Genomic DNA, 20,540 nt, shown 5'->3' on the forward strand with positions numbered 1-20,540 from the left:
AAGAAGCGTGACCTCCATGCGGGCAACCGTATGGTGGTGGCACAGACCAGGGGGTAGCGACTGTTTATCAAAAACACAGGGCTCTGCGAAGTCGAAAGACGACGTATAGGGTCTGACGCCTGCCCGGTGCTGGAAGGTTAAGAGGAGGGGTGCAAGCTCTGAATCGAAGCCCCAGTAAACGGCGGCCGTAACTATAACGGTCCTAAGGTAGCGAAATTCCTTGTCGGGTAAGTTCCGACCTGCACGAATGGCGTAACGACTTCCCCGCTGTCTCCAACGCAGACTCAGTGAAATTGAATTCCCCGTGAAGATGCGGGGTTCCTGCGGTCAGACGGAAAGACCCCGTGCACCTTTACTATAGCTTTACACTGGCATTCGTGTCGGCATGTGTAGGATAGGTGGTAGGCTTTGAAGCGTGGGCGCCAGCTCGCGTGGAGCCATCCTTGAAATACCACCCTTATCGTCATGGATGTCTAACCGCGGCCCGTCATCCGGGTCCGGGACAGTGTATGGTGGGTAGTTTGACTGGGGCGGTCGCCTCCCAAAGAGTAACGGAGGCGCGCGATGGTGGGCTCAGACCGGTCGGAAATCGGTCGTCGAGTGCAATGGCATAAGCCCGCCTGACTGCGAGACAGACAAGTCGAGCAGAGACGAAAGTCGGTCATAGTGATCCGGTGGTCCCGAGTGGAAGGGCCATCGCTCAACGGATAAAAGGTACGCCGGGGATAACAGGCTGATGACCCCCAAGAGTCCATATCGACGGGGTTGTTTGGCACCTCGATGTCGGCTCATCGCATCCTGGGGCTGGAGCAGGTCCCAAGGGTTTGGCTGTTCGCCAATTAAAGCGGTACGTGAGCTGGGTTCAGAACGTCGTGAGACAGTTCGGTCCCTATCTGCCGTGGGTGCAGGAATATTGACAGGATCTGTCCCTAGTACGAGAGGACCGGGATGGACGTACCTCTGGTGGACCTGTTGTGGCGCCAGCCGCAGTGCAGGGTAGCTATGTACGGTCGGGATAACCGCTGAAGGCATCTAAGCGGGAAACCCACCTGGAAACGAGTATTCCCTATCAGAGCCGTGGAAGACCACCACGTTGATAGGCCGGGTGTGGAAGTGCGGCAACGCATGAAGCTTACCGGTACTAATCGCTCGATCGGCTTGATCGTTCTCATTCGCCAATGTTCATCAGCGGGCTGCGCCCGTGATGAACATTGCCTCATCTCTTCATGGTTCGCCTCGTGGCGATCGGCTACGGGCCGATCACCTGCGGCGGGCCGGAACCTGAAGGTTCCGCCGACGCTATCGCGTCGGGACTGCCGTGCGCCCCTCAGCGGTGCATGACGATACAGACCAGCTCACGTCACCTCACGCTCCATGCGGCTCGACCTTCGCAAAGGTCTTCGCTGACATGGACGGACGGGGTGCCCTCCGAGGACCCGAAAGGGTCCGTGGGGAAGCCCGAACGGGCGTCGCGCCCCGTGGCGCGCCCCAGCGGAGACGAACGGCTCGATAGCCGTTCGGCGTGAGCGTCCCAAGCTTCCAGTGATGCGATTTGCCGACCTGGTGGTTCAGCGAGGTGCCCCCACCCGATCCCATTCCGAACTCGGCCGTGAAACGCCTCAGCGCCTATGATACTTCGTCTTAAGACGCGGGAAAGTCGGTCGCCGCCAGGTCTGCAAATCGCATCCATCACCTCTCTCACACACAGCACACTCCATTCCAAACCATCCACAACCCCGGGGCCGAAAGCCGCCGGGGATTTTTGCGTTCGTCCGCCAGAAAGAACGGGCGGGCCACGAAAGAACGGGCGGGCAAGGGCTCGCCGCGGGAAGAGCAATGCCGGCGCCGTCCAGCACCCCGAAACACAGCAGATCCGCCGCCCCCAACGCAGGCCAAACCCGCCCCCGATAGCGGCCCCAAGGGCGCAATCCGCCCCGCCCACGAAACCAGCCTGGCTCCCAAAGGTGCCACCGGCCCCGAAGCCGGTCGACCGCAGGCCGCACGAAACCGTGCCCATACAAGCCGCACGCCAGACAACCCCGACAACCACAGAACACTTCCCCGCACGCCGTCAGAACCCCCACCACACACCACCCCGCCTTGATGTCCAAAACACCAAAGCGCAAAAACACTCCCCAATGGCTCAACAGCGAGAGCCAACCGGGGAGGGGAATCCATGAAACGACTGCAGGACCGCTGCGCCATCGTGTTCGGCGCGGGCTCGATCGGCGAAGGCTGGGGCAACGGGAAAGCAGCCGCCGTCGCCTATGCCCGAGAAGGCGCGAAAATCGTCTGCGTCGATTGAGCGGCCGGAGCTCTTACAGGCCAGCGCCGCCATCGCGGATCGCCCGCGTCTCTCCGATGCGCATGACCATGGCGCGGCCCAGCGGCCAGCCTGCCTCCCGCGCTCGCGCGAGAAAGGCCGGACCCGGCTTGAAGGTCGGCTCGGCGCCGAGCGGGAAGGTGCCCCAGTGGACAGGCACGGATGTGGCCGCGCGTAGCTCGTCGCCGGCCCGAACCATCTCGCTCGGCGTGACGTGGCGCGCTCGCGCCACCGGCCGAGGGGCGTAGCCGCCAAGATAGATCACAGCCAGATCGAAGGGGCCGTGGGCACGGCCGATCCGCTCGAAATGGGAGTGGTGGCCGCTGTCTCCCGACACGTAGACGCTCACGGCGTTCGGCTTGGCGCCGGCGATCGCGAAGGAGGCCCAGAGCGTGCGGTTGCGCGAGAAGGCACCGCGCGCCGATGTGTGGGCGGCGGGAAGCGCGCGCACGGACAGGCCCGCAACGCGCCGCTCCTCCCACCAGTCCATCTCCACGACGTCGGCGAAGCCGGCCGAGCGCAGGAGCGGCGCCAGCCCGAGCGGCACCACGACCTGGACGCGGTCCTTGCCGGGCAGGGCGCGTAGCGTCGGCATGTCGAGATGGTCGTAATGATCGTGCGTGACGATGAGAACGTCGATCGGCGGAAGCGCGGCCAGTGGCACGGCGGGCGGGGTCGCGCGCCTGGGGCCGAGCGGCGGCATGGGCGTCGCATAGGTGGACCAGACGGGATCGATCAGGACGCGCTTTCCCTCGATCTGCAGCAGGGTCGTCGCGTGGCCGAGCCAGGTGATCCGATCCTCGCTCGAGGGTACCAGCATCCCGGCCAGCGCCTCGTCCTCGGGCAGGACGAAGCCGTCGGGAACCGGCTCGCGCTCGCGCGCAAAGGTGATCCGCACCGCGTTCTCGATGCGCGCGGGCAGGCTCGCAGTCGGCTCGGGCGCGCCGGGCTCGTTGCAGAAGCCGGTGGCCCCGTGATGGGCGGGGCGACCGGGAAGGCCGCAGGTCGGGGTCGCGCAGGCGCCGAGCACGGAGCCCAGGAGCGCGAGACCGGCAAAGCGCACAGCCGAGGCGGCGCGCATGTGTCTCCGGCGGGCCGGGTCGCCTGCGTTGCGAAGGCGCGCGTCCGCCCGGATGCACGAGGATCGCGCCATGTCCTTGTTGCCACCCCATCGGCGTCGCCGGAAGCCGAGCCCTGGCGCGCGGGCGATGCCGCTCGAACGGCGTGCCGGACTTGGCGCTTCTTCCGTCCTGCCGTATCTGCGTTGGAGAGGGCCCGCAAGGTGTCGCGGCACCGGCCGGACAACGCTTTGCCGCAATCGCGCGCAAGGTCCGGCGCAAGCCTTCGTGATCGGGCGGAGCGCCCCTCAGGGCCGGGAGCGAGCAGTCGAGATGGTCGAGATCCCAGCCCCTTCCGAGGATGCCATGCCGGTCTCCCGGCTCCGCCGCCTGCTGCCCGCGCTTCTCGGGGTCGGGATCACGATCGTCGCCTTCGCGGCGCTCGACATCCTCCTGACCCATGTCTCCTACGAGGACATCCGGACCGCGATCGCCGACAAGCCCGCTTCGGCGATCCTCGCCTGTCTCGGCTTCACCGCTCTCTCCTTCCTCGCCATGTCGAGCTACGACGTGATCGCGGTCCGCACCGTCGCGCCGGGCCGGGTGAAGGCTTCGACGGCGGCGCTGGTCGGGGCCGCGGGCTACGCGGTCTCCAATGCGCTCGGCTTCCCGCTCCTGACCGGGGGCGCGCTGCGCTACCGGCTCTATCGGGCCGCCGAGCTCGATCCGGCGATGATCGGCAAGATCGTCGGCACCTCCTTCTACGCCCTCTGGCTCGCCTTCGCGGTTCTCGTTGGCATCACGCTGATGGCCGACCCGGAGGCCGTGCCGCTCTTCTCCGAGCTCGACCCGGTGGTCGATCTCGTCATCGGCGTGGCGCTGATCGGCGGGGTGGGCGCCTTGATCCTGTGGCTTCGGGGTGGCGGCCGAAGCCTGACCTTCCGCGGTTCCGTGCTGCCGCTCCCCTCGTCCCGCTATGCGCTGGCGCAGACCCTGGCCGGCATCGTCGATCTGATCGCCGCCGCGGCGGCGCTCTACGTCCTGATGCCGGAGGGGAGCGTCTCCTCCTTCTTCGTCTTCGCCCTCGTCTTCATCGTCGCGACCATCGCGGGCATGGTCTCCCACGCCCCGGCCGGGCTCGGCGCCTTCGAGGCGACGATCCTCGCCGGCCTCGGGCTCGGCGCGCAGCCCGGCGCCATCGCCGCCCTCGTCGTCTACCGCGTCATCTACACGGGCCTGCCGCTCGGCGTGGCGACCCTGGCGCTCGCGATCGCGGAAGGCCTTCGCCAGCGCCACATCATCTCCGGCCCGGCGGCGGAGGCCCTGCGGCTGTTCCGGCCGCTCGTGCCGCCGCTCGCCGCCACCGTCACCTTCATCGCCGGGATCGTCCTCCTCGTCTCGGGGGCGACGCCGACGCTGGACCAGCGGCTCGCCGCCCTGCGCGACATCGTCCCGCTTCCCTTCGTGGAGGTCTCGCACCTCGTCTCCAGCCTCGTCGGCCTGGCCCTGCTCGTCATCGCGCGCGGGCTCGCCCTGCGCCTTCGCCGCGCGGTGCATCTGGCGATCGCCCTGACGCTGGCGGGCGCCGTCGTCTCCCTCACCAAGGGGCTGGACTGGGAAGAGGCGCTGACGCTCGGGCTCGTCGCCCTCTCGCTCGCCGCCTTCCGGCGCTCCTTCTACCGCCGGGCGCATCTGTCGGGCATGACGCTCTCCTGGCGATGGCTCGCCGCGACCGTCGCCACCGTCGTCGCCTTCCTCTGGATCGGCTTCTTCTCCTACGAGAACGTCGCCTATTCCGACCAGCTCTGGTGGCAGTTCGCCATCGAGGACGACGCGCCGCGCTTCCTGCGCGCGGGCGTCCTTGTCGTCGCGGCGCTGGTGGTGACCGTCCTGCATTTCTGGATCGCGGGCCGCCCGCGCCGAGCGAAGCTCCGTCCGCCGATCCCGGCGGAGGTCGCGTCCATCGTCGCGGGGAGCCCGGATTCGGGGGCTGCGCTGGCGCTTCTCGGGGACAAGGAGTTCCTGATGTCGCCGGGCCGCGACGCCTTCGTCATGTATGCGCGCTCGGGCGGCAGCCTCATCGCGCTCGGCGAGCCGGTCGGGGAGGAGGGCGCGGTGGAGGAGCTCGCCTGGACCTTCCGCGCCGCCGCCGACCGGCAGGCGCTGCGGCCGGTCTTCTACGAGGTCGGTCCGGGGCGGCTGCCGCTCTTTCTCGACATGGGGCTGACGGCGCTGAAGCTCGGCGAGGTGGCGCGCGTCGATCTCGCCAGGTTCGACCTGAAGGGCTCCAAGCGCCAGTCTCTGCGCTCGGCGGTCAACCGCGCGACGCGCGAGGGGATCGCCTTCCGCATCGTCCCGGCCAGCGACACGCGTCCGATCATGCCGCGCCTTCGGGCGATCTCCGACGCCTGGCTTAAGGAGAAGTCGGGCGCCGAGAAGGGGTTCTCGCTCGGCTTCTTCGACGAGGCGTATCTGTCGAACTTCGACATCGCGGTTCTGGAGAAGGACGGCGTCATCGTCGCCTTCGCCAATCTGTGGAAGAGCGGCGGCCTGAACGAGATGTCGATCGACCTCATGCGCCATACGCCGGACGCGCCGCACGGGGTGATGGAGACCCTGTTCGTGAACCTGATGACGAGCGCGCGCGAGGAGGGCTATCGCTGGTTCTCGCTGGGCGCGGCGCCCCTGTCGGGCCTCACCGACCGGCCCGGCGCCTCGCGATGGAACCGCTTCGGCACGCTCCTCTACCGGCACGGCAACGAACTCTACTCCTTCGACGGGCTGCGCGGCTTCAAGAACAAGTTCGGCCCCGTCTGGACGCCGCACTACCTCGTCTGCCCGCCGGGGCTTGAGGCGGCGCGCGCGTTGGTCGACGTGACGGCCCTCATCTCCCGACGCATGAAGGTGAAGCACTGATGCGCAGACTTCGCGTTCTCCTGGCGACCACCGGGCTCGGCCTGCTGATCGCCGCGGCCTGGCATGTGGGGCTGCTCGATTCCGCGCATATGGCGGTCCCGGTCGCGCAGGTGTCCTCGCCGCCGCTGCAGAACATCGACGTGCAGTCGCCCGCCGGGGAGCCGAAGGGACTGGTGATCCTCGTCTCCGACGCGGGCGGGATCGCACAGGCCGACCGCGACCTCGCCGACGCGCTGCTCGTTCGCGATCTCGTGGTCCTGCCGGTCGACCTGGAGGTCTGGCGCGCCGCCCTGAACCAGGAGAGCGGCACCTGCGTCTATCTCGGCTCGGCCATCGAAGGGCTCGCGAAGGAGGCGCAGCGCGCGCTCGGCCTCGATAGCTACTTCCACCCCGTCGTCGCCGGGCGCGGGGAGGGCGGCACGCTCGCCTTCGCCGCGGTGGCCGACTCGCCCGCCGCGACCATGGCCGGCGGGCTCTCCTTCGAAGCCGCGCCCGCGCTGCGCACGAGCCTGCCCGTCTGCGCCGGCGCTTCGCCGAGCCCGGCCGAGGGCGGCGGCTTCTCCTACGATCCTTCGGCCCGCCTGCCCGAGCCCTTCGTCGCGCTCGACACAGGGGCCGCGACGGCCACGCCCGAGATCGCGCCCCACGGCCCCTACACGGTCCAGACGATGGGCGTCGCCGCAAACGAGGCGCAGGAGGCGGGCGCCGACATGATCGCGACCCTGGCCGCCGACGACGCGACCGCGCTGCCGGTGATCGACACGCCCGCGACGGGCACGGCCAGCGCGCTCGCCGTCTTCTATTCGGGCGACGGGGGCTGGCGCGATCTCGACAAGACGACCGGCGACGCTCTCGCCACGCAGGGCGTCCACGTCGTCGGCGTCGATTCGCTGCGCTATTTCTGGTCGGAGAAGCGTCCGCAACAGATCGCCGAGGATCTGGAGACGATCGTCGCGGCCGCCGACCCGACCGGGAAGCTCCCGGTGGCGCTGCTCGGCTATTCCTTCGGCGCCGACACGCTGCCCTTCGCCATCCCCCTTCTCGACGAAGGCCTGCGGGATCGCGTCACCTTGATCGGACTTCTGGCGCCGGGTCTGGAGACCGGGTTCGAGGTCTCGATCGGCGGCTGGCTCGGTCTTTCGACGGGCGACGAGCCGATCGCGCCGCAGATCGCGGCGCTTCCCGCAGACAAGGTTCTGTGCGTCGAGGGGCGCGAGGATGAGGCGTCCGCCTGCGCCGACCCGTCGCTGTCGCAGGTCGCGCGCCTGACCCTCGACGGCGGCCATCATTTCGACGGCAATTACGGCGCTCTCGCCACGCGCATCCGCGCCGCCATTGCCTCCGGTCCGCAGGCCGCTCTCGCAACGCCGCCCGGTTCGTGAGACAATCGCGGCCTCAACCCTGTCCCAAGTCGAACCGATGTCCCTCGCATCCGCCCCGTCGCCCGCCCGGTCGCCTCTCTGCGGCGATCCGCCGGCGGGCCTGCGACCGGCACGGATGGAGGATCTCGACCGGCTGGTGGCGCTGGAGCGCGAGGCCTTCGACGCCGACCGCATCTCGCGCCGGTCCTTCAAGGCCCTGCTCGGCTCGAAGAGCGCGATCCTGATCGTGGCGGAGGGGCCGGGGGGCGCCGCCGAGCCGCTTCACGGCTACGCCGCCATCCTCCTGCGGTCCGGCACCGCGCTCGCCCGGCTCTATTCCATCGCGGTCGCCGCCGCCGCCAAGGGGCGCGGCATCGGCAAGGCCCTGCTCCATGCGAGCGAGATCGAGGCCTTCGAGCGCGACCGCATCGCGCTGCGCCTCGAAGTGCGCGAGGACAATGCGCCCGCCATCTCGCTCTACGAGGCGTCGGGCTACCGCCCGATCGGGCGCTATCTGGACTATTACGCCGACCACGGAAACGCGCTGCGCTACGAGAAGACGCTGCGCGGCGACCACCCGGTGGAGAGCGGCGTGCCCTTCTACGAGCAGCGCACCGACTTCACCTGCGGCGCCTGCTGCCTGATGATGGCGATGGCGCGCGACGTGCCCGGCACGGCGATGAGCCCGGTTCTGGAAATCCGCCTCTGGCGGGAGGCGACGACGATCTTCATGATGTCCGGGCCGGGCGGCTGCGAGCCCTACGGACTGGCGGTCGCCGCGCACGAGGCGGGGCTCGACGCCGAGATCCACGTCTCAGAGCCGGGCGACCTGTTCCTGGAAGGCGTGCGCTCGCCGGAAAAGCAGACGGTGATGGCGCTCGCGCAGGAGGATTTCCGCACCCGCGCCGAAGTCTACGGGATCAGGGCGCTGATCCGCCCCTTCACCATCGAGGACATCAGCGGCGTCGTCGCGCGCGGAGGCACGGCCATCGTCCTCGTCTCCGGCTACCGGATGTTCGGCAAGAAGGTGCCGCACTGGATCCTCGTCCACGGCGACGACGGACGGCATCTGATCGTCCACGACCCCTGGGTGGACGACCAGCGCCACGAGACCGTGGCGGACGCGGCCTCCATGCCCATTCCCTACGCCGCCTTCGACAAGATGGCGCGCTTCGGAAAGATCGGCCTTCGCGCCGCCGTTTTCCTGACCAAACGTTCCCCCGCGGCGAACTAGGGTGTGTCCCCATAAGCAGGGACGGAAATGGTCGGGACGATCCGGGCCGGATACGAGGAGCGAGAGCGAAGGAAATGCGGGCATTTTCGAGCTCTCGCGACGAAGTTGCCGCCCCGGAGCGCCCGATCCCGAAGGGACGCGGTCCCGGCTTCGAGCTGCGTCGTCGAACCGCTCGACTGGGCATCAGCCCCCTCGTCGCGCTTCTCCTCGCATCTCATCGCCGGACCTCGCGCCATTTCGTTCCTGTTTATGGGGACACACCCTAATCCGCATCATCCGAGAGCGCCGATGTCCCAATGGGTCATTCTGGTCGGACGCAATTCCGACCTCGACAATGCCGCCACGCCCCACAAGATCATGACCAGCCGGGACTATCTGGCCCGGCCGAACCTCTTCGGCGGACAGCGCCCGAAGATCATCAATCTCTCGCGCTCCTACGCCTATCAGAGCCGGGGCTACTATGCCTCGCTCTTGGCCGGGGCGCGGGGCCACCGGGTCATCCCCTCGGTCGAGACCATGATCGACCTGTCGGAGAAGAAGCTCTACGAGAACGCGCTGCCGGAGCTGGAGGCGACGCTGGCAAGGGCCTTCTCGGACGCGGCCTCGCTGCCCGACGGGCCGATCCGCGTCTATTTCGGCTTCTCCGACGATCACCGGCTGGAGCGCTTCGCCAAGCTCGTCTTCGACTGGTTCCGCGCGCCCGCGCTGGAGATCGCGCTCGAGTGGAAGGACCGACTGCGCATCCGCAAGATCGGCTTTGCCTCGATCGGCAAGCTCCCGGCGGCCGAACTCGACCGGCTGAGCGCGGCGATGGAGCGTTACACCGCGCGCGAATGGCGCGACGCGCGGGCCAAGACGCCGGCCAAATATTCCTTCGCCACGCTCTACGATCCGAAGGAGGAGCTGCCGCCGACCTCGGTGGACTCGCTGAAGCACTGGGCGCGCATCGCCGCGCGCATGGGCGTGGACGTCGAGCCGATCACCCGGCGCGACCTGCCCCGGCTCGCCAATTTCGACGCGCTGTTCATCCGCGAGACGACGTCGATCTCCAACCACACCTATCGCTTCGCGCGGCGGGCGATGCAGGAGGGAATGCCGGTCATCGACGATCCCGTCTCGATGATCCGCTGCACCAACAAGGTCTATTTGAACGAGCTGATGCTCGGGAACGGCGTCTCGGTGCCGCCCTCGGTGATGATCGCGGGCAAGGAGGACCTGACGCGCGCGGCCGACCTTCTCGGCTTCCCGATGGTCCTGAAGATTCCCGACGGGTCGTTCTCGCGCGGGGTGAAGAAGGTGCAGGACTTCGCGGGACTCCAAAGGCTCGCGCTCGAATGGCTGGAGGATTCCGATCTTCTGATCGCGCAGAAATACATGCCCACGAGCTTCGACTGGCGCATCGGGGTGCTCGGCGGCCAGCCGCTCTTCGCGGTGAAGTATCTGATGGCCAAGAGCCATTGGCAGATCGTCAACCACGAGGGCGGGGGGCGGCCGGTGGAAGGCGGCTTCGAGAGCGTGGCCATGGCCGACGCGCCGCCGCACGTGCTCGACGCCGGCCTTCGGGCGGCGCGCTGCATCGGCGACGGGCTCTATGGCGTCGACCTGAAGGAGACCGAGGACGGCGTGTTCCTCATCGAGGTCAACGACAACCCGAACCTCGAACACGGCGTGGAGGATTCGGCCGAGAAGGACGAGGTCTGGACGCGCCTCACCCGCTGGTTCATCGACCGGATCGAGCGGTAGGCTCGTCATGGTCTTCCAGGTCCGACGGACAAGGCGCCAGTCCTCTCCCCGAGGGGGAGAGGGTGGACGGTGCGAAGCACCGGCCGGGTGAGGGCCTGACGCGTGCGGCGCTGGACGGAACACCGACTGCAGCTCTCGACGACGCCCTCATCCGGCCCTTCGGGCCACCTTCTCCCGCAAGCGGGAGAAGAATGGCGGTGCCCTCTGAAAATGCCGCTGATCGACGATGGACGTCAGGCCGCGTCGAGGCTCTCCAGCACCACGTTCTCGTTGGTGTAGATGCAGATGTCGGCGGCGATGCGCATGGCGCGCCGCGCGATCTCCTCGGCGTCGAAATCCGTCTCGGCCAGCGCGCGCGCCGCGGCCAGCGCGTAATTGCCGCCCGAGCCGATCGCGATGATGCCGTTCTCGGGCTCCAGCACGTCGCCATTGCCGGTCAGCGTGAGCGTCACCGATCTGTCGGCGACGATCATCATCGCCTCCAGGCGCCGGAGATAGCGGTCGGTTCGCCAGTCCTTGGCGAGCTCCACGCAGGCGCGCATCAGCTGATCCGGATACTGCTCGAGCTTGGCCTCCAGCCGCTCCAGAAGCGTGAAGGCGTCCGCCGTCGCGCCCGCGAAGCCCGCGATGACGTTGCCGCCCTTGCCGAGCCGGCGCACCTTGCGCGCATTGCCCTTCATCACCGTGTTGCCGAGCGAGACCTGCCCGTCTCCCGCGACGACGACCTTGCCGCCCTTTCGCACCGTCACGATCGTCGTGCCGTAGATCGTCGCCGGATCGTGTTTCTCGAACATGCCTCGCCTCGCGTTCTGAAGTCTCGCGGCGCTGATATGGGAGAGGAACGCTCGCGTTGCAAAGCGTTGGCGCGGCGGGCCGGGCGCTGTATGAACCGGGTCGAGCGAAGACGGACGGACGAGACCCATGAGCGCCGAAGGCAGAACCGCGAGCGTGGAACGCGCGACCCGGGAGACCGCGATCAAGATTCGGGTCGATCTCGACGGCACGGGCGCCTCGACGATCTCGACCGGGATCGGCTTCTTCGACCACATGCTGGAGCAGCTTTCGCGCCACTCGCTGATCGACATGGAGATCGAGGCCAAGGGCGATCTCCACATCGACGACCACCACACGGTGGAGGACACGGGCATCGCGATCGGGCAGGCGATCCGCAAGGCGCTGGGCGAGCGCGCCGGCATCCGGCGCTACGCCTCGCTGGATCTGGCCATGGACGAATGCCTGACGCGCGCGGCGGTGGACGTCTCGGGCCGGGCCTTCCTCGTCTTCAAGGTGGAGTTCGCCACCCAGAAGATCGGCACCTTCGACACCGAACTGGTTCTGGAGTTCTTTCAGGCGCTCGCCATGAACGCCGGCATCACGCTGCACGTCCAGAATCTCTACGGCCAGAACTCGCACCACATCGCCGAGACCTGTTTCAAGGCGGTGGCCCGCGTTCTGGGCGAGGCCGTCTCGCTCGATCCGCGCCAGAAGGGCGCCATTCCGTCCACCAAGGGCACGATCGCGTGACGCGCACCATCGTTCTGGAACGTGGGGAAGGGGCGAGCGCGGAGGCGGTGTTCCTCCGCGACCGCTTCCACCTCCTCGCCTTCCTCCTGCCCTTCGTCTGGCTGGCCGCGCGCCGGCTGTATCTCTTCGCCGTGCTCGCCTTCCTGGTGCAGCTGGGGCTGTGGCAGCTCGGGCGCGTCGAGGGGTTCGGGCTCGCCGGCGCGGTCCTGCCGATTCTCTTCGGGCTGGCGGTGGCGCTGGAAGGCCCGCGCCTCGTCGCCTGGCGGCTGCGCCGGAAGGGCTATCGCGAGGCCGGGATCGTGAACGCGGAGGACCGCGAGGAGGCCGAGCTGATCTATTACGGCTCGGCTGCGGCCGCTCCGACGTCCGAACGGGCCGAGGCCGAGCCGGCTCCTTCGCATGCGAACGCGTCGCAGGCGACGGCTCCCTCGCGCGAGCCTCTGCCGATCTTCGGCTGGCGCAGCGCGCGGACGCTTCTGGACACGGGAGAGAGACGCTGATGGGCACGCTCGCCATCATCGACTACGGCTCGGGCAATCTGCGCTCGGCCGAAAAGGCCTTCCGCCGCATGGCGACGGAGCGCGGGCTTGACACCGGGATCGTCGTCACCGACGATCCCGAAAAGGTGCGCTCCGCCGAGCGGATCGTCCTGCCGGGCGTCGGCGCCTATGCGGATTGCCGGGCCGGGCTCGCGGCCGCGCCCGGGCTGGAGGACAGTTTGCGCGAGGCGGTGGAGCGGGAGGGCAAGCCCTTCCTCGGCATCTGCGTCGGCATGCAGCTCATGTCCTCGCGCGGCCTGGAGAAGACGGTCACCCAGGGGCTCGACTGGATCGAGGGCGACGTGGAGCCGATCGTGCCCTCCGACCCTTCGCTGAAGATCCCGCAGATCGGCTGGAACACGATCCGGCTGGAGCGCGAGCATGCCCTGTTCGCCGGCATACCGACGGGCGAGGACGGGCTGCACGCCTATTTCGTCCACTCCTACCACCTCGTCTCCCGCCAGCCCGATCAGGTCATCGCGACGACCGACTACGGCGGACCCGTCACGGCCTTCGTCGCGGACGGCAACACCGCCGGCGCGCAGTTCCACCCCGAGAAGAGCCAGCGTCTCGGGCTGGAACTGATCGGCAATTTCCTGACCTGGACGCCCTGATGCCCATTCTCTTTCCCGCGATCGACCTGAAGGACGGCGCCTGCGTGCGTCTGAAGCTCGGGCTCATGGATCAGGCGACCGTCTACAGCGAGGACCCGGCCGCGCAGGCGGCGAGCTTCGCCGAGGCCGGCTTCACCCATCTGCACGTCGTCGATCTGAACGGCGCCTTCGAGGGCCGCGCGGTCAATGCCGGCGCCGTCGAGGCGATCGTCGGGGCCGTGGGCGGGCGGATGAAGGTGCAGCTCGGCGGCGGCATCCGCTCCATGGCCGACATCGAGCGCTGGCTGGACGCCGGGCTCTCGCGCGTCATCCTGGGCACGGTCGCGCTGCGCGATCCGGCGCTGGTGCGGGAGGCGGCGCGCCGCTTCCCCGGCGGCGTGGCGGTCGGCATCGACGCCAAGGGCGGCAGGGTCGCGGTGGAGGGCTGGGCCGAGACCTCGGAGCTGACCGTGCTCGACCTCTCGCGCGCCTACGAGGACGCGGGCGTTTCGGCGATCATCTACACCGACATCGACCGCGACGGGATCCTGGCCGGCATCAACTGGGATTCGACCATCGCCCTCGCCGAGGCGATCTCGATCCCGGTGATCGCGAGCGGCGGGCTCGCCTCCATGGAGGACATCGAGCGCCTCGCCTCGCCGCAGGCCGCGCACCTCGAGGGCGCCATCACCGGCCGCGCCCTCTATGACGGACGGATCGACGCCAAGGCGGCGCTGGCGCGGCTGGGGTGACGGCGGACCATCGATCGACGCTCATCAGCTCTTCAGAGGGGGGCGCTGGTTCCAGCCGCTCGTTCTCGGCGCGCTTTGAAGCTCTCGCTTCGAATGTTATCTTCGCCGGCATGAACATTCAGGCGCCCATCCTGACCGAGGACGATTTCCTGCGCTGGAACGAAGGGCGCGAGGGGAAGCGCGAGTTCGTCAACGGGAGGATCGTCGCGATGATGACGGGCGGGTCGCGGCGGCATGCCGAACTCTTCCTCCAGTTCGCCATGATCCTGAAACGGGACCTGACGGACGACGCGCTCCGGGTCACCGCCGCAGATTTCGGCGTGCGCACACCGGCCGGCATTCGGTACCCGGACGTTCTGGTTCACCGGGGCGAGGGCGACGGCCGCGAACTGGCGACGCGCAATCCGCTCCTGGTCGCCGAAATTTTCTCGCCATCTTCGCTGGCGCTCGACTTCGGAGAGAAGGCGCGCGAATACACGGCCCTTCCGTCCCTCCTCCATTATCTCGTCCTGTCGCAGGACGAGCCCCGCGTCTGGCTTTGGACGCGCGGCGAGGACGGCGTCTTCGGCTCGCCCGAGATGATCGTGGGGCGCGACGAGACCGTGCCGCTGGACGGGCTCGGCCTGACGATCACCCTTGCGGAGCTCTATCGCGGCATCGCATAGAGACGCCGTCCCGATCTCCTGCCGCGAAGGCCGGCTTTCCCCGTGTCACTGAAGTCCCGCATCATCCCCTGCCTCGACGTCGCGAACGGCCGCGTGGTGAAGGGCGTCAACTTCGTCGATCTGATCGACGCGGGCGATCCCGTGGAGGCCGCCAAGGCCTATGACGCGGCCGGCGCGGACGAGCTCTGCTTTCTCGACATCACCGCGTCCTCCGACGAGCGCGCCACCCTTCTCGACATCGTGGAGCGGACGGCCGCCGAGTGCTTCATGCCGGTGACGGTCGGCGGCGGCGTGCGCACGGTGGCAGACATCCGCAACCTGCTTCTCGCCGGAGCCGACAAGGTCTCGATCAACACGGCGGCGGTCGCGCGGCCCGAATTCGTGGCCGAGGCCGCCGACAAGTTCGGCAACCAGTGCATCGTCGTCGCCATCGACGCGCGCCGCGTGTCGCGCGGGGGCGAGAGCGCGCGCTGGGACATCTTCACCCATGGCGGCCGGCGCGAGACCGGCATCGACGCCGTGGAGTTCGCCCGGCGCGTCACCGCGCTCGGCGCGGGCGAAATTCTCCTGACCTCGATGGACCGGGACGGCACCAAGGCCGGGTTCGACATCGAGCTGACGCGGGCGGTGTCCGACGCGGTTCCCGTGCCCGTCATCGCCAGCGGGGGCGTCGGCACGCTGGATCATCTCGTCGACGGCGTGCGCGAAGGCGGCGCCAGCGCGGTTCTCGCCGCCTCGATCTTCCATTTCGGCACCTATACGATCGCCCAGGCGAAGAATCATATGGCGGCGGCCGGCCTGCCCATGCGATTGAATGTCGGCTGAGGCCGGAGGGCCCCCTCCAACGGGACGCGCGATGAGCGGCTTCGATCTTGCCAGCCTCGAACGGATCGTCGCGACGCGCGCAGCGTCCACCGACGGCTCCTCCTACACCGCCCGGCTCGCTGCCGCCGGCGTCGCCAAAGCCGCCAAGAAGCTCGGAGAGGAGGCGACGGAGGTCGTCATCGCGGCGGTGAGCGAGGACGAGACGGCACTCACGGGCGAGGCGGCCGACCTCCTCTACCATCTCCTCGTCGTGCTCAGGTTGCGCGGCGTGCAGCTCGAAGCCGTCATGGCCGAGCTCCAGTCGCGCACCGGCCAGACCGGGCTGCAGGAAAAGGCCTCCCGCCCGGCGGGCGCGGGAATCTGACGGCGATGGATCAGATGACGCCCTCGGACCTCTCGCCCTATCGCTTCTTCTCGGCGGAGGAATGGGCGACCTTCCGGGGCGGCGCGGAGCTGACGCTGCGCGAGGACGAGGTCGCGCGGCTGCGCTCGCTGGACGACCCGGTCGATCTCGACGAGGTGGCCCGCATCTATCTGCCGATCTCCCGGCTTCTCTCGGCGCATGTCGAATCCAGCCAGGCGCTCTTCGCCATGCGCCAGCGCTTCCTGCGTCGGCCGGATGCGGCGAAGTCCCCCTTCGTCATCGGGCTCGCCGGCTCGGTCTCCGTCGGCAAGTCCACGACCGCGCGCATCCTGAAGGAACTGCTCGCCCGCTGGCCGACGAGCCCGAAGGTTGATCTCGTGACCACCGACGGGTTCCTCTATCCGAACGCGGTGCTGGAGGCCGAGGGCCGGATGCAGCGCAAGGGGTTCCCCGAGAGCTACGACGTCGCCTCGATCCTGCGCTTCCTGTCCGACATCAAGGCCGGCGCGCCGGCGGTGCGCGCGCCGGTCTACTCGCACTTCTCCTACGACGTCCTGCCCGGGCGCGAGCAGACGGTCGACCGGCCGGACATCCTGATCTTCGAGGGGCTGAACGTCCTGCAGGTGCGCGAGATGCCGAAGGACGGCAAGGCGATCCCCTTCGTCTCGGACTTCTTCGACTATTCCATCTATCTCGACGCCGAGGAGACCGATCTTCGCCGCTGGTACATCGCGCGCTTCATGCGGCTGCGCGAGACGGCCTTCCGCGAGCGCGACTCCTTCTTCCATCGTTATTCGCAGATCTCGGAAGAAGAGGCGCTGGAGCGCGCCGAATGGCTGTGGCGCGAGATCAACGCCAAGAACCTCTACGACAACATCCTGCCGACGCGCCCGCGCGCGGACCTGATCCTGCGCAAGGGATCGAGCCACAGGGTCGAGCAGGTGGCCCTGCGCAAGCTCTGAGGCCGCCGGAGGCTCTCAAGACCGGCTTCGCCTCCGCGACCGATACGCTCGTCGTGTCCCGCTCTCGCGAGCCCTGAGGCCGTCCCGCCGAGCCGCTTTCTCCTGTCCCTCGACGATCTGCGACGCCGCCGGAACGGGCGCTTCCGCCCCGGCGTGAAAAGCCGTAAAGACGCCGCGCCAAAACATCGCCCGCTTTTGCCGCTCAAAGCCCGGTCACGGGCGAGTGATCGTTCGTCGTATGCCATCAGGGACCTCTGGCATGATCGAGATCAACCGCCGCCAGCTTCTGGCGAGTCTGGCCGCCGTCGGCCTCGTTCCGGCGAGCACGCTGCCGTCCTTTGCGAGCGACGCGCTTCGCTTCGACGAGCCGGAGCCCTTCAGCTTCGACGCGCTGGTGGAGGACGCGCGCGAGCGCGCCGCCAAGCCCTACGCCCCGCAGCCGATCCGTGCGGGGGAGACGCTGACCGACATCGACTACGACGCGCACTGGAAGATCGAGTACCGGCGCGAGAACACGCTGGACCTGGCCGACGGCAAGGCGCCGCTGCGATTCTTCCATCTCGGCCGCTATTTCCAGGAGCCGGTCGGCATCCACGTCGTGGACGGGGACGAGGCCCGCACCCTTCTCTACGATCCGGCGCTCTTCCGCTTTCCCGAAGACAGCCCGGCGCGCCGGCTTCCCTCCGACATCGGCTTTGCGGGCTTCCGCGTGCTGGAGCCGGGGCGCGACAACGACTGGCTCGCCTTCCTCGGCGCCTCGTATTTCCGCACGTCGGGGGAGGAGGGGCAGTTCGGCATGTCGTGCCGCGCGCTCGCCATCGACGTCGCCATGCCGACGCCCGAGGAGTTTCCGCGCTTCACCGACTTCTATCTCGCGCCCTCGCCGACGGGCGGGCGCATCCTCGTTCATGCCAAGCTGGAGAGCGCGCGCATCACCGGCGCGCTGCGCATGGACATGGCCAAGGACGGACCGGTCGTCATGGACATCGCGGCGCGCTTCTTCGCCCGCGAGGCGATCGAGCGTGTCGGTCTCGCGCCGCTCGTCTCCATGTACTGGTTCTCCAAGAGCGACCGGCTCCCGCGCGAGGATTGGCGCCCGCAGGTGCACGATTCCGACGGTCTCGCGCTCTGGACGGGGACGGGAGAGCGCATCTGGCGGCCCCTGAACAATCCGTCCCGCGTCATGACCTCGACCTTCGCGGACGAGACCCCGAAGGGGTTCGGCCTCCTGCAGCGCGATCGTGACTTCGAGAACTTTCAGGACGACGGTGTTTACTACGAGAAGCGTGCGGGCGTCTGGGTCGAGCCGAAGGGCGACTGGGGACGCGGCGCGGTACAGCTCGTCGAGATTCCGACAGACGACGAGATCCACGACAACATCGCCGCCTACTGGCTGGCCGAGAAGCCGGTGGAGAAGGGCGATGCGATCGCCATCGACTACCGCCTGACCTGGTCGAGCGTCGAGCCGCATCTGCCCGAGGTCGGCCATGTGGTCGCGACGCGCCTCGGGCGCGGCGGCATCACCGGCCAGCCCCGGCCGGAGGGCGTGACGAAGATCATCGTCGATTTCGATGGCGGCAAGATCGCCGCGCTCGCGCGCGAGGTGGACGACGTGGAGGTCGAAGTGACGGCCTCGCGCGGGGCGATCAGCCTCGTGAACGCCCATTCGATCAAGGTCGGCACCGGCTGGCGCGCGACCTTCGACATCCGGCCGGACGGCGAGGAGCCGGTGGATCTGCGCCTCTATCTGCACCGGGGCGACGAGGTTCTGACCGAGACCTGGCTCTACCAGTTCCACCCGTCCGAGCCCGACCGCGACGCCTGAGGTCGCACGCGGCTCAGTCCGGCCGCGTCACCCGGCGCAGGGTCAGATTGATGCGCCCGCCGCGCTTCAAAAGGGCGGAGGTCGCCGGGTAGATGCGATCGACGCCGTGATAGGCGAGACGGCCCTCGCCGCCGAGGACGACGACGTCGCCGGACTTCAGGCGGATCGAAGTGGTGCGGCCGCCCCGGTTCGTCTCGCCGATGCGGAACAGGCATTCGTCGCCGAGCGACACCGAGACGACGGGCGCGGAGAGATCCTCCTCGTCGCGGTCCTGATGCAGGCCCATCTTGGCCTTGTCCTCGTAGAAGTTGACGAGACAGGCCTGCGGCCCGGCGGCGGGATAGGCGGAGACCTCGCGCCACAGCTGACGGAGACTGTCCGGGATCGGCGGCCAGGGCTCGCCGGTGACGGGATGGAGCGGCTGGTAGCGGTAGCCCGACCGGTCCGAGACCCAGCCGAGCGAGCCGCAATTGGTCATGCGGACGGAGAAGGGTTTTCCGGTGCGCGGCATTTCCGGCCGGAAGAGCGGCGCGCGCTCGACGACCGAGCGGATGGCCTCGACGAGCGCGGCCTGAGCGTCGGTCGAGAGATAGCCCGGAATATGCCGGACGCCTTTGGGCAGGACGTTCACGTCGTGATCGACGGACATGGGACGGGCGCGGTCAGAACCGCTGGTTCTCGCCGGTGAAGAGGTAGACGCAGATCGCAGCGATCGCGACGCCGCCCAAAGGGCCGATCATGAAGGTCCAGAAGAGTTCGTTCGTCATCGCCTAAACTCCCTGCGCAGAACATAGCGTGCGCTCAGGTGGGTCACAAGGCTGAGGCCGAAGCCACCCAAGACGAGCGGGATGCCTGCAGGGCCGGCGACCCATAGGGCTGTCTGCGAGAGATAGCCCACGATCGGAGCGAGCGCTCCGACCGCGAAGATCGAGGTTGCCAGCGCGTTCAGATAATTCGCCGTGAGCTTCGCCAGTTCCCGCCGCGTCTCGCGGTCGCGCCCGGACGAGTCGACGCCTTCGGTCAATGTCGGGGCCGGACGAAACGAGCGGGTCGGTCCCTCGTTCGTCGGCAGGGTCACGACAGATAGCCGAGCTGCGCGGCCATCGCGACGGCGTGCGTGCGGTTGGAGGCGTTCAGCTTTCGCGTCGCCGACGCCAGATATTGCGAGACTGTGTATTCCGAGATCGAGAGGATGGTTCCGACCTCCGAGGAGGTCTTGCCGAGCATGGCGAGCTTCAGGCAGTCGCGCTCGCGCTGCGTCAGCGGATTGCGGCGCTTGTTCTCCTCGAAGCGGGATGCGGCGAGAATGCCGAAGACCGCGAAGGCGGCCAGATGCAGCTCCCGCGCCTCATCGTCCGAGAGCAGCGGCCGGTCGCCGGCCAGCGCCAGCGCGCCGTTGAAGTTGGTCAGCCCGTGGACGGGAAAATAACCGCCGGTGAGGCAGCCGGAGGACAGAAGCAGCTTCACCTGTGGGTCGGCCTCCTCCGGCTCGTCCGGATCGTAGCCATGCAGCGTCTCGACGTCCCAGACGAGCGGCGAGGGGTCGGCCTTCAGCGCCCGCAGCACCAGAGAGAACCGCGACAGGCCCGAACGCTCCCAGGTCTTGCGGAACTCCTGGCTCCAGTTGGAGAGGACGAGCCGCAGTTCCGATCCGGCGTCGTCTGAGGACGGGATGGTGACGATGGCGATGTGGGAGAAGCCGTAGGCCTCCGCGATCGCGTCCAGACACGTGCAGAGATCGCTTTCGCACCAGGGGCGCTCCATCCGGCCGAGTATGTCGTGTGCAACAGACATCGATCAGGCGCGAACCCATGCGAATCAGGAGGGACTTCCTTGATAGCGCACGCCGCACGGTG

At 68.3% G+C, this 20,540-nt stretch carries 18 protein-coding genes, 2 rRNA genes and 1 pseudogene (1 of these 21 only partly in view); 16 read left to right on the forward strand and 5 right to left on the reverse strand.

Features of this window, described 5'->3' with window-relative positions; genetic code table 11:
• The 3 genes and pseudogenes from AC6R2M_RS00020 to AC6R2M_RS00030 form a co-directional block, all read left to right on the forward strand.
• Positions 1-1,166, forward strand: a 23S ribosomal RNA gene (locus AC6R2M_RS00020); it begins 1,750 nt to the left of the window's first position.
• Between the two features lie 393 nt (positions 1,167-1,559).
• A 5S ribosomal RNA gene (gene rrf / locus AC6R2M_RS00025) occupies positions 1,560-1,673 on the forward strand.
• A gap of 503 nt (positions 1,674-2,176) precedes the next feature.
• Positions 2,177-2,302 (forward strand): annotated as a pseudogene (locus tag AC6R2M_RS00030) (3-oxoacyl-ACP reductase); the annotation flags it as partial.
• Between the two features lie 16 nt (positions 2,303-2,318).
• Here AC6R2M_RS00030 and AC6R2M_RS00035 read toward each other — a convergent pair.
• On the reverse strand, positions 2,319-3,404 hold the full coding sequence (locus AC6R2M_RS00035) for an MBL fold metallo-hydrolase (protein WP_500484266.1): 1,086 nt from the start codon (positions 3,402-3,404) through the stop codon (positions 2,319-2,321).
• A gap of 310 nt (positions 3,405-3,714) precedes the next feature.
• Between AC6R2M_RS00035 and mprF the strand changes: the two genes are divergently transcribed.
• The 4 genes from mprF (at position 3,715) to AC6R2M_RS00055 (ending at position 10,635) form a co-directional block, all read left to right on the forward strand.
• A complete protein-coding gene (gene mprF, locus AC6R2M_RS00040) occupies positions 3,715-6,297 on the forward strand; it encodes a bifunctional lysylphosphatidylglycerol flippase/synthetase MprF (protein ID WP_500484268.1) in 2,583 nt (860 codons plus the stop codon).
• Complete coding sequence (locus tag AC6R2M_RS00045) at positions 6,297-7,679, forward strand: virulence factor family protein (RefSeq protein WP_500484270.1); 1,383 nt, start codon at positions 6,297-6,299, stop codon at positions 7,677-7,679. Before mprF ends, AC6R2M_RS00045 begins: the two co-directional genes overlap by 1 nt.
• Positions 7,680-7,716: 37 nt before the next feature.
• Positions 7,717-8,892: a GNAT family N-acetyltransferase/peptidase C39 family protein gene (locus tag AC6R2M_RS00050; RefSeq protein ID WP_500484272.1), complete on the forward strand. Its 1,176-nt coding sequence runs from the start codon at positions 7,717-7,719 to the stop codon at positions 8,890-8,892.
• 288 nt (positions 8,893-9,180) lie between these two features.
• Positions 9,181-10,635, forward strand: coding sequence for a RimK family ATP-grasp domain-containing protein (locus AC6R2M_RS00055; RefSeq protein WP_500484273.1), 1,455 nt, complete (start codon positions 9,181-9,183; stop codon positions 10,633-10,635).
• Between the two features lie 233 nt (positions 10,636-10,868).
• On the opposite strand, the gene hslV is transcribed toward AC6R2M_RS00055, so the two are convergent.
• Positions 10,869-11,429, reverse strand: coding sequence for an ATP-dependent protease subunit HslV (hslV, locus tag AC6R2M_RS00060; RefSeq protein ID WP_500484275.1), 561 nt, complete (start codon positions 11,427-11,429; stop codon positions 10,869-10,871).
• Between the two features lie 127 nt (positions 11,430-11,556).
• On the opposite strand from hslV, the gene hisB reads away from it, so the two are divergent.
• The 9 genes from hisB to AC6R2M_RS00105 all read left to right on the forward strand — a co-directional run bounded on the left by hisB (position 11,557) and on the right by AC6R2M_RS00105 (position 18,684).
• Positions 11,557-12,159: an imidazoleglycerol-phosphate dehydratase HisB gene (gene hisB / locus AC6R2M_RS00065; protein ID WP_500484277.1), complete on the forward strand. Its 603-nt coding sequence runs from the start codon at positions 11,557-11,559 to the stop codon at positions 12,157-12,159.
• A complete protein-coding gene (locus AC6R2M_RS00070; RefSeq protein WP_500484279.1) occupies positions 12,156-12,659 on the forward strand; it encodes a DUF2628 domain-containing protein in 504 nt (167 codons plus the stop codon). The genes hisB and AC6R2M_RS00070 overlap by 4 nt, the downstream gene beginning before the upstream one ends.
• A complete protein-coding gene (gene hisH / locus AC6R2M_RS00075; protein ID WP_500484281.1) occupies positions 12,659-13,312 on the forward strand; it encodes an imidazole glycerol phosphate synthase subunit HisH in 654 nt (217 codons plus the stop codon). Before AC6R2M_RS00070 ends, hisH begins: the two co-directional genes overlap by 1 nt.
• Positions 13,312-14,043 carry a 1-(5-phosphoribosyl)-5-[(5-phosphoribosylamino)methylideneamino]imidazole-4-carboxamide isomerase gene (gene hisA, locus AC6R2M_RS00080; protein WP_500484283.1) on the forward strand — a complete coding sequence of 244 codons (732 nt, stop codon included), beginning with the start codon at positions 13,312-13,314 and terminating at the stop codon, positions 14,041-14,043. Before hisH ends, hisA begins: the two co-directional genes overlap by 1 nt.
• Positions 14,044-14,153: 110 nt before the next feature.
• Positions 14,154-14,708: a Uma2 family endonuclease gene (locus AC6R2M_RS00085; protein WP_500484285.1), complete on the forward strand. Its 555-nt coding sequence runs from the start codon at positions 14,154-14,156 to the stop codon at positions 14,706-14,708.
• Between the two features lie 42 nt (positions 14,709-14,750).
• On the forward strand, positions 14,751-15,533 hold the full coding sequence (gene hisF / locus AC6R2M_RS00090) for an imidazole glycerol phosphate synthase subunit HisF (RefSeq protein ID WP_500484287.1): 783 nt from the start codon (positions 14,751-14,753) through the stop codon (positions 15,531-15,533).
• Between the two features lie 31 nt (positions 15,534-15,564).
• The gene (locus AC6R2M_RS00095; protein WP_500484289.1) at positions 15,565-15,897 is read left to right on the forward strand and encodes a phosphoribosyl-ATP diphosphatase; all 333 of its coding nucleotides are present in this window, start codon (positions 15,565-15,567) and stop codon (positions 15,895-15,897) included.
• A gap of 5 nt (positions 15,898-15,902) precedes the next feature.
• Positions 15,903-16,859, forward strand: a complete 957-nt coding sequence (gene coaA, locus AC6R2M_RS00100; protein WP_500484291.1) for a type I pantothenate kinase — start codon at positions 15,903-15,905, stop codon at positions 16,857-16,859.
• Positions 16,860-17,118: 259 nt separating this feature from the next.
• Complete coding sequence (locus AC6R2M_RS00105) at positions 17,119-18,684, forward strand: OpgD/OpgG family glucan biosynthesis protein (protein WP_500484293.1); 1,566 nt, start codon at positions 17,119-17,121, stop codon at positions 18,682-18,684.
• Between the two features lie 13 nt (positions 18,685-18,697).
• On the opposite strand, the gene AC6R2M_RS00110 is transcribed toward AC6R2M_RS00105, so the two are convergent.
• From AC6R2M_RS00110 to AC6R2M_RS00120, 3 genes are all read right to left on the reverse strand, one after another.
• Entirely contained in the window at positions 18,698-19,315 is a 618-nt protein-coding gene (locus AC6R2M_RS00110; RefSeq protein ID WP_500487429.1) for an alpha-ketoglutarate-dependent dioxygenase AlkB family protein, read from the reverse strand.
• Between the two features lie 132 nt (positions 19,316-19,447).
• Positions 19,448-19,762, reverse strand: coding sequence for a hypothetical protein (locus AC6R2M_RS00115; RefSeq protein WP_500484295.1), 315 nt, complete (start codon positions 19,760-19,762; stop codon positions 19,448-19,450).
• Positions 19,759-20,478, reverse strand: a complete 720-nt coding sequence (locus tag AC6R2M_RS00120; RefSeq protein ID WP_500484297.1) for a helix-turn-helix transcriptional regulator — start codon at positions 20,476-20,478, stop codon at positions 19,759-19,761. Before AC6R2M_RS00120 ends, AC6R2M_RS00115 begins: the two co-directional genes overlap by 4 nt.
• Positions 20,479-20,540: the final 62 nt, after the last annotated feature.

It is taken from the genome of Aureimonas sp. CAS (assembly GCF_059838215.1).

Bases quoted from the DNA above. Each gene is read 5' to 3' on its own strand.
- AC6R2M_RS00035 (WP_500484266.1), bottom strand. From the start codon at position 3,404: ATGCGCGCCGCCTCGGCTGTGCGCTTTGCCGGTCTCGCGCTCCTGGGC.
- mprF (WP_500484268.1), top strand. From the start codon at position 3,715: ATGGTCGAGATCCCAGCCCCTTCCGAGGATGCCATGCCGGTCTCCCGG.
- AC6R2M_RS00045 (WP_500484270.1), top strand. From the start codon at position 6,297: ATGCGCAGACTTCGCGTTCTCCTGGCGACCACCGGGCTCGGCCTGCTG.
- AC6R2M_RS00050 (WP_500484272.1), top strand. From the start codon at position 7,717: ATGTCCCTCGCATCCGCCCCGTCGCCCGCCCGGTCGCCTCTCTGCGGC.
- AC6R2M_RS00055 (WP_500484273.1), top strand. From the start codon at position 9,181: ATGTCCCAATGGGTCATTCTGGTCGGACGCAATTCCGACCTCGACAAT.
- hslV (WP_500484275.1), bottom strand. From the start codon at position 11,429: ATGTTCGAGAAACACGATCCGGCGACGATCTACGGCACGACGATCGTG.
- hisB (WP_500484277.1), top strand. From the start codon at position 11,557: ATGAGCGCCGAAGGCAGAACCGCGAGCGTGGAACGCGCGACCCGGGAG.
- hisH (WP_500484281.1), top strand. From the start codon at position 12,659: ATGGGCACGCTCGCCATCATCGACTACGGCTCGGGCAATCTGCGCTCG.
- hisA (WP_500484283.1), top strand. From the start codon at position 13,312: ATGCCCATTCTCTTTCCCGCGATCGACCTGAAGGACGGCGCCTGCGTG.
- AC6R2M_RS00085 (WP_500484285.1), top strand. From the start codon at position 14,154: ATGAACATTCAGGCGCCCATCCTGACCGAGGACGATTTCCTGCGCTGG.
- AC6R2M_RS00095 (WP_500484289.1), top strand. From the start codon at position 15,565: ATGAGCGGCTTCGATCTTGCCAGCCTCGAACGGATCGTCGCGACGCGC.
- coaA (WP_500484291.1), top strand. From the start codon at position 15,903: ATGGATCAGATGACGCCCTCGGACCTCTCGCCCTATCGCTTCTTCTCG.
- AC6R2M_RS00105 (WP_500484293.1), top strand. From the start codon at position 17,119: ATGATCGAGATCAACCGCCGCCAGCTTCTGGCGAGTCTGGCCGCCGTC.
- AC6R2M_RS00120 (WP_500484297.1), bottom strand. From the start codon at position 20,478: ATGTCTGTTGCACACGACATACTCGGCCGGATGGAGCGCCCCTGGTGC.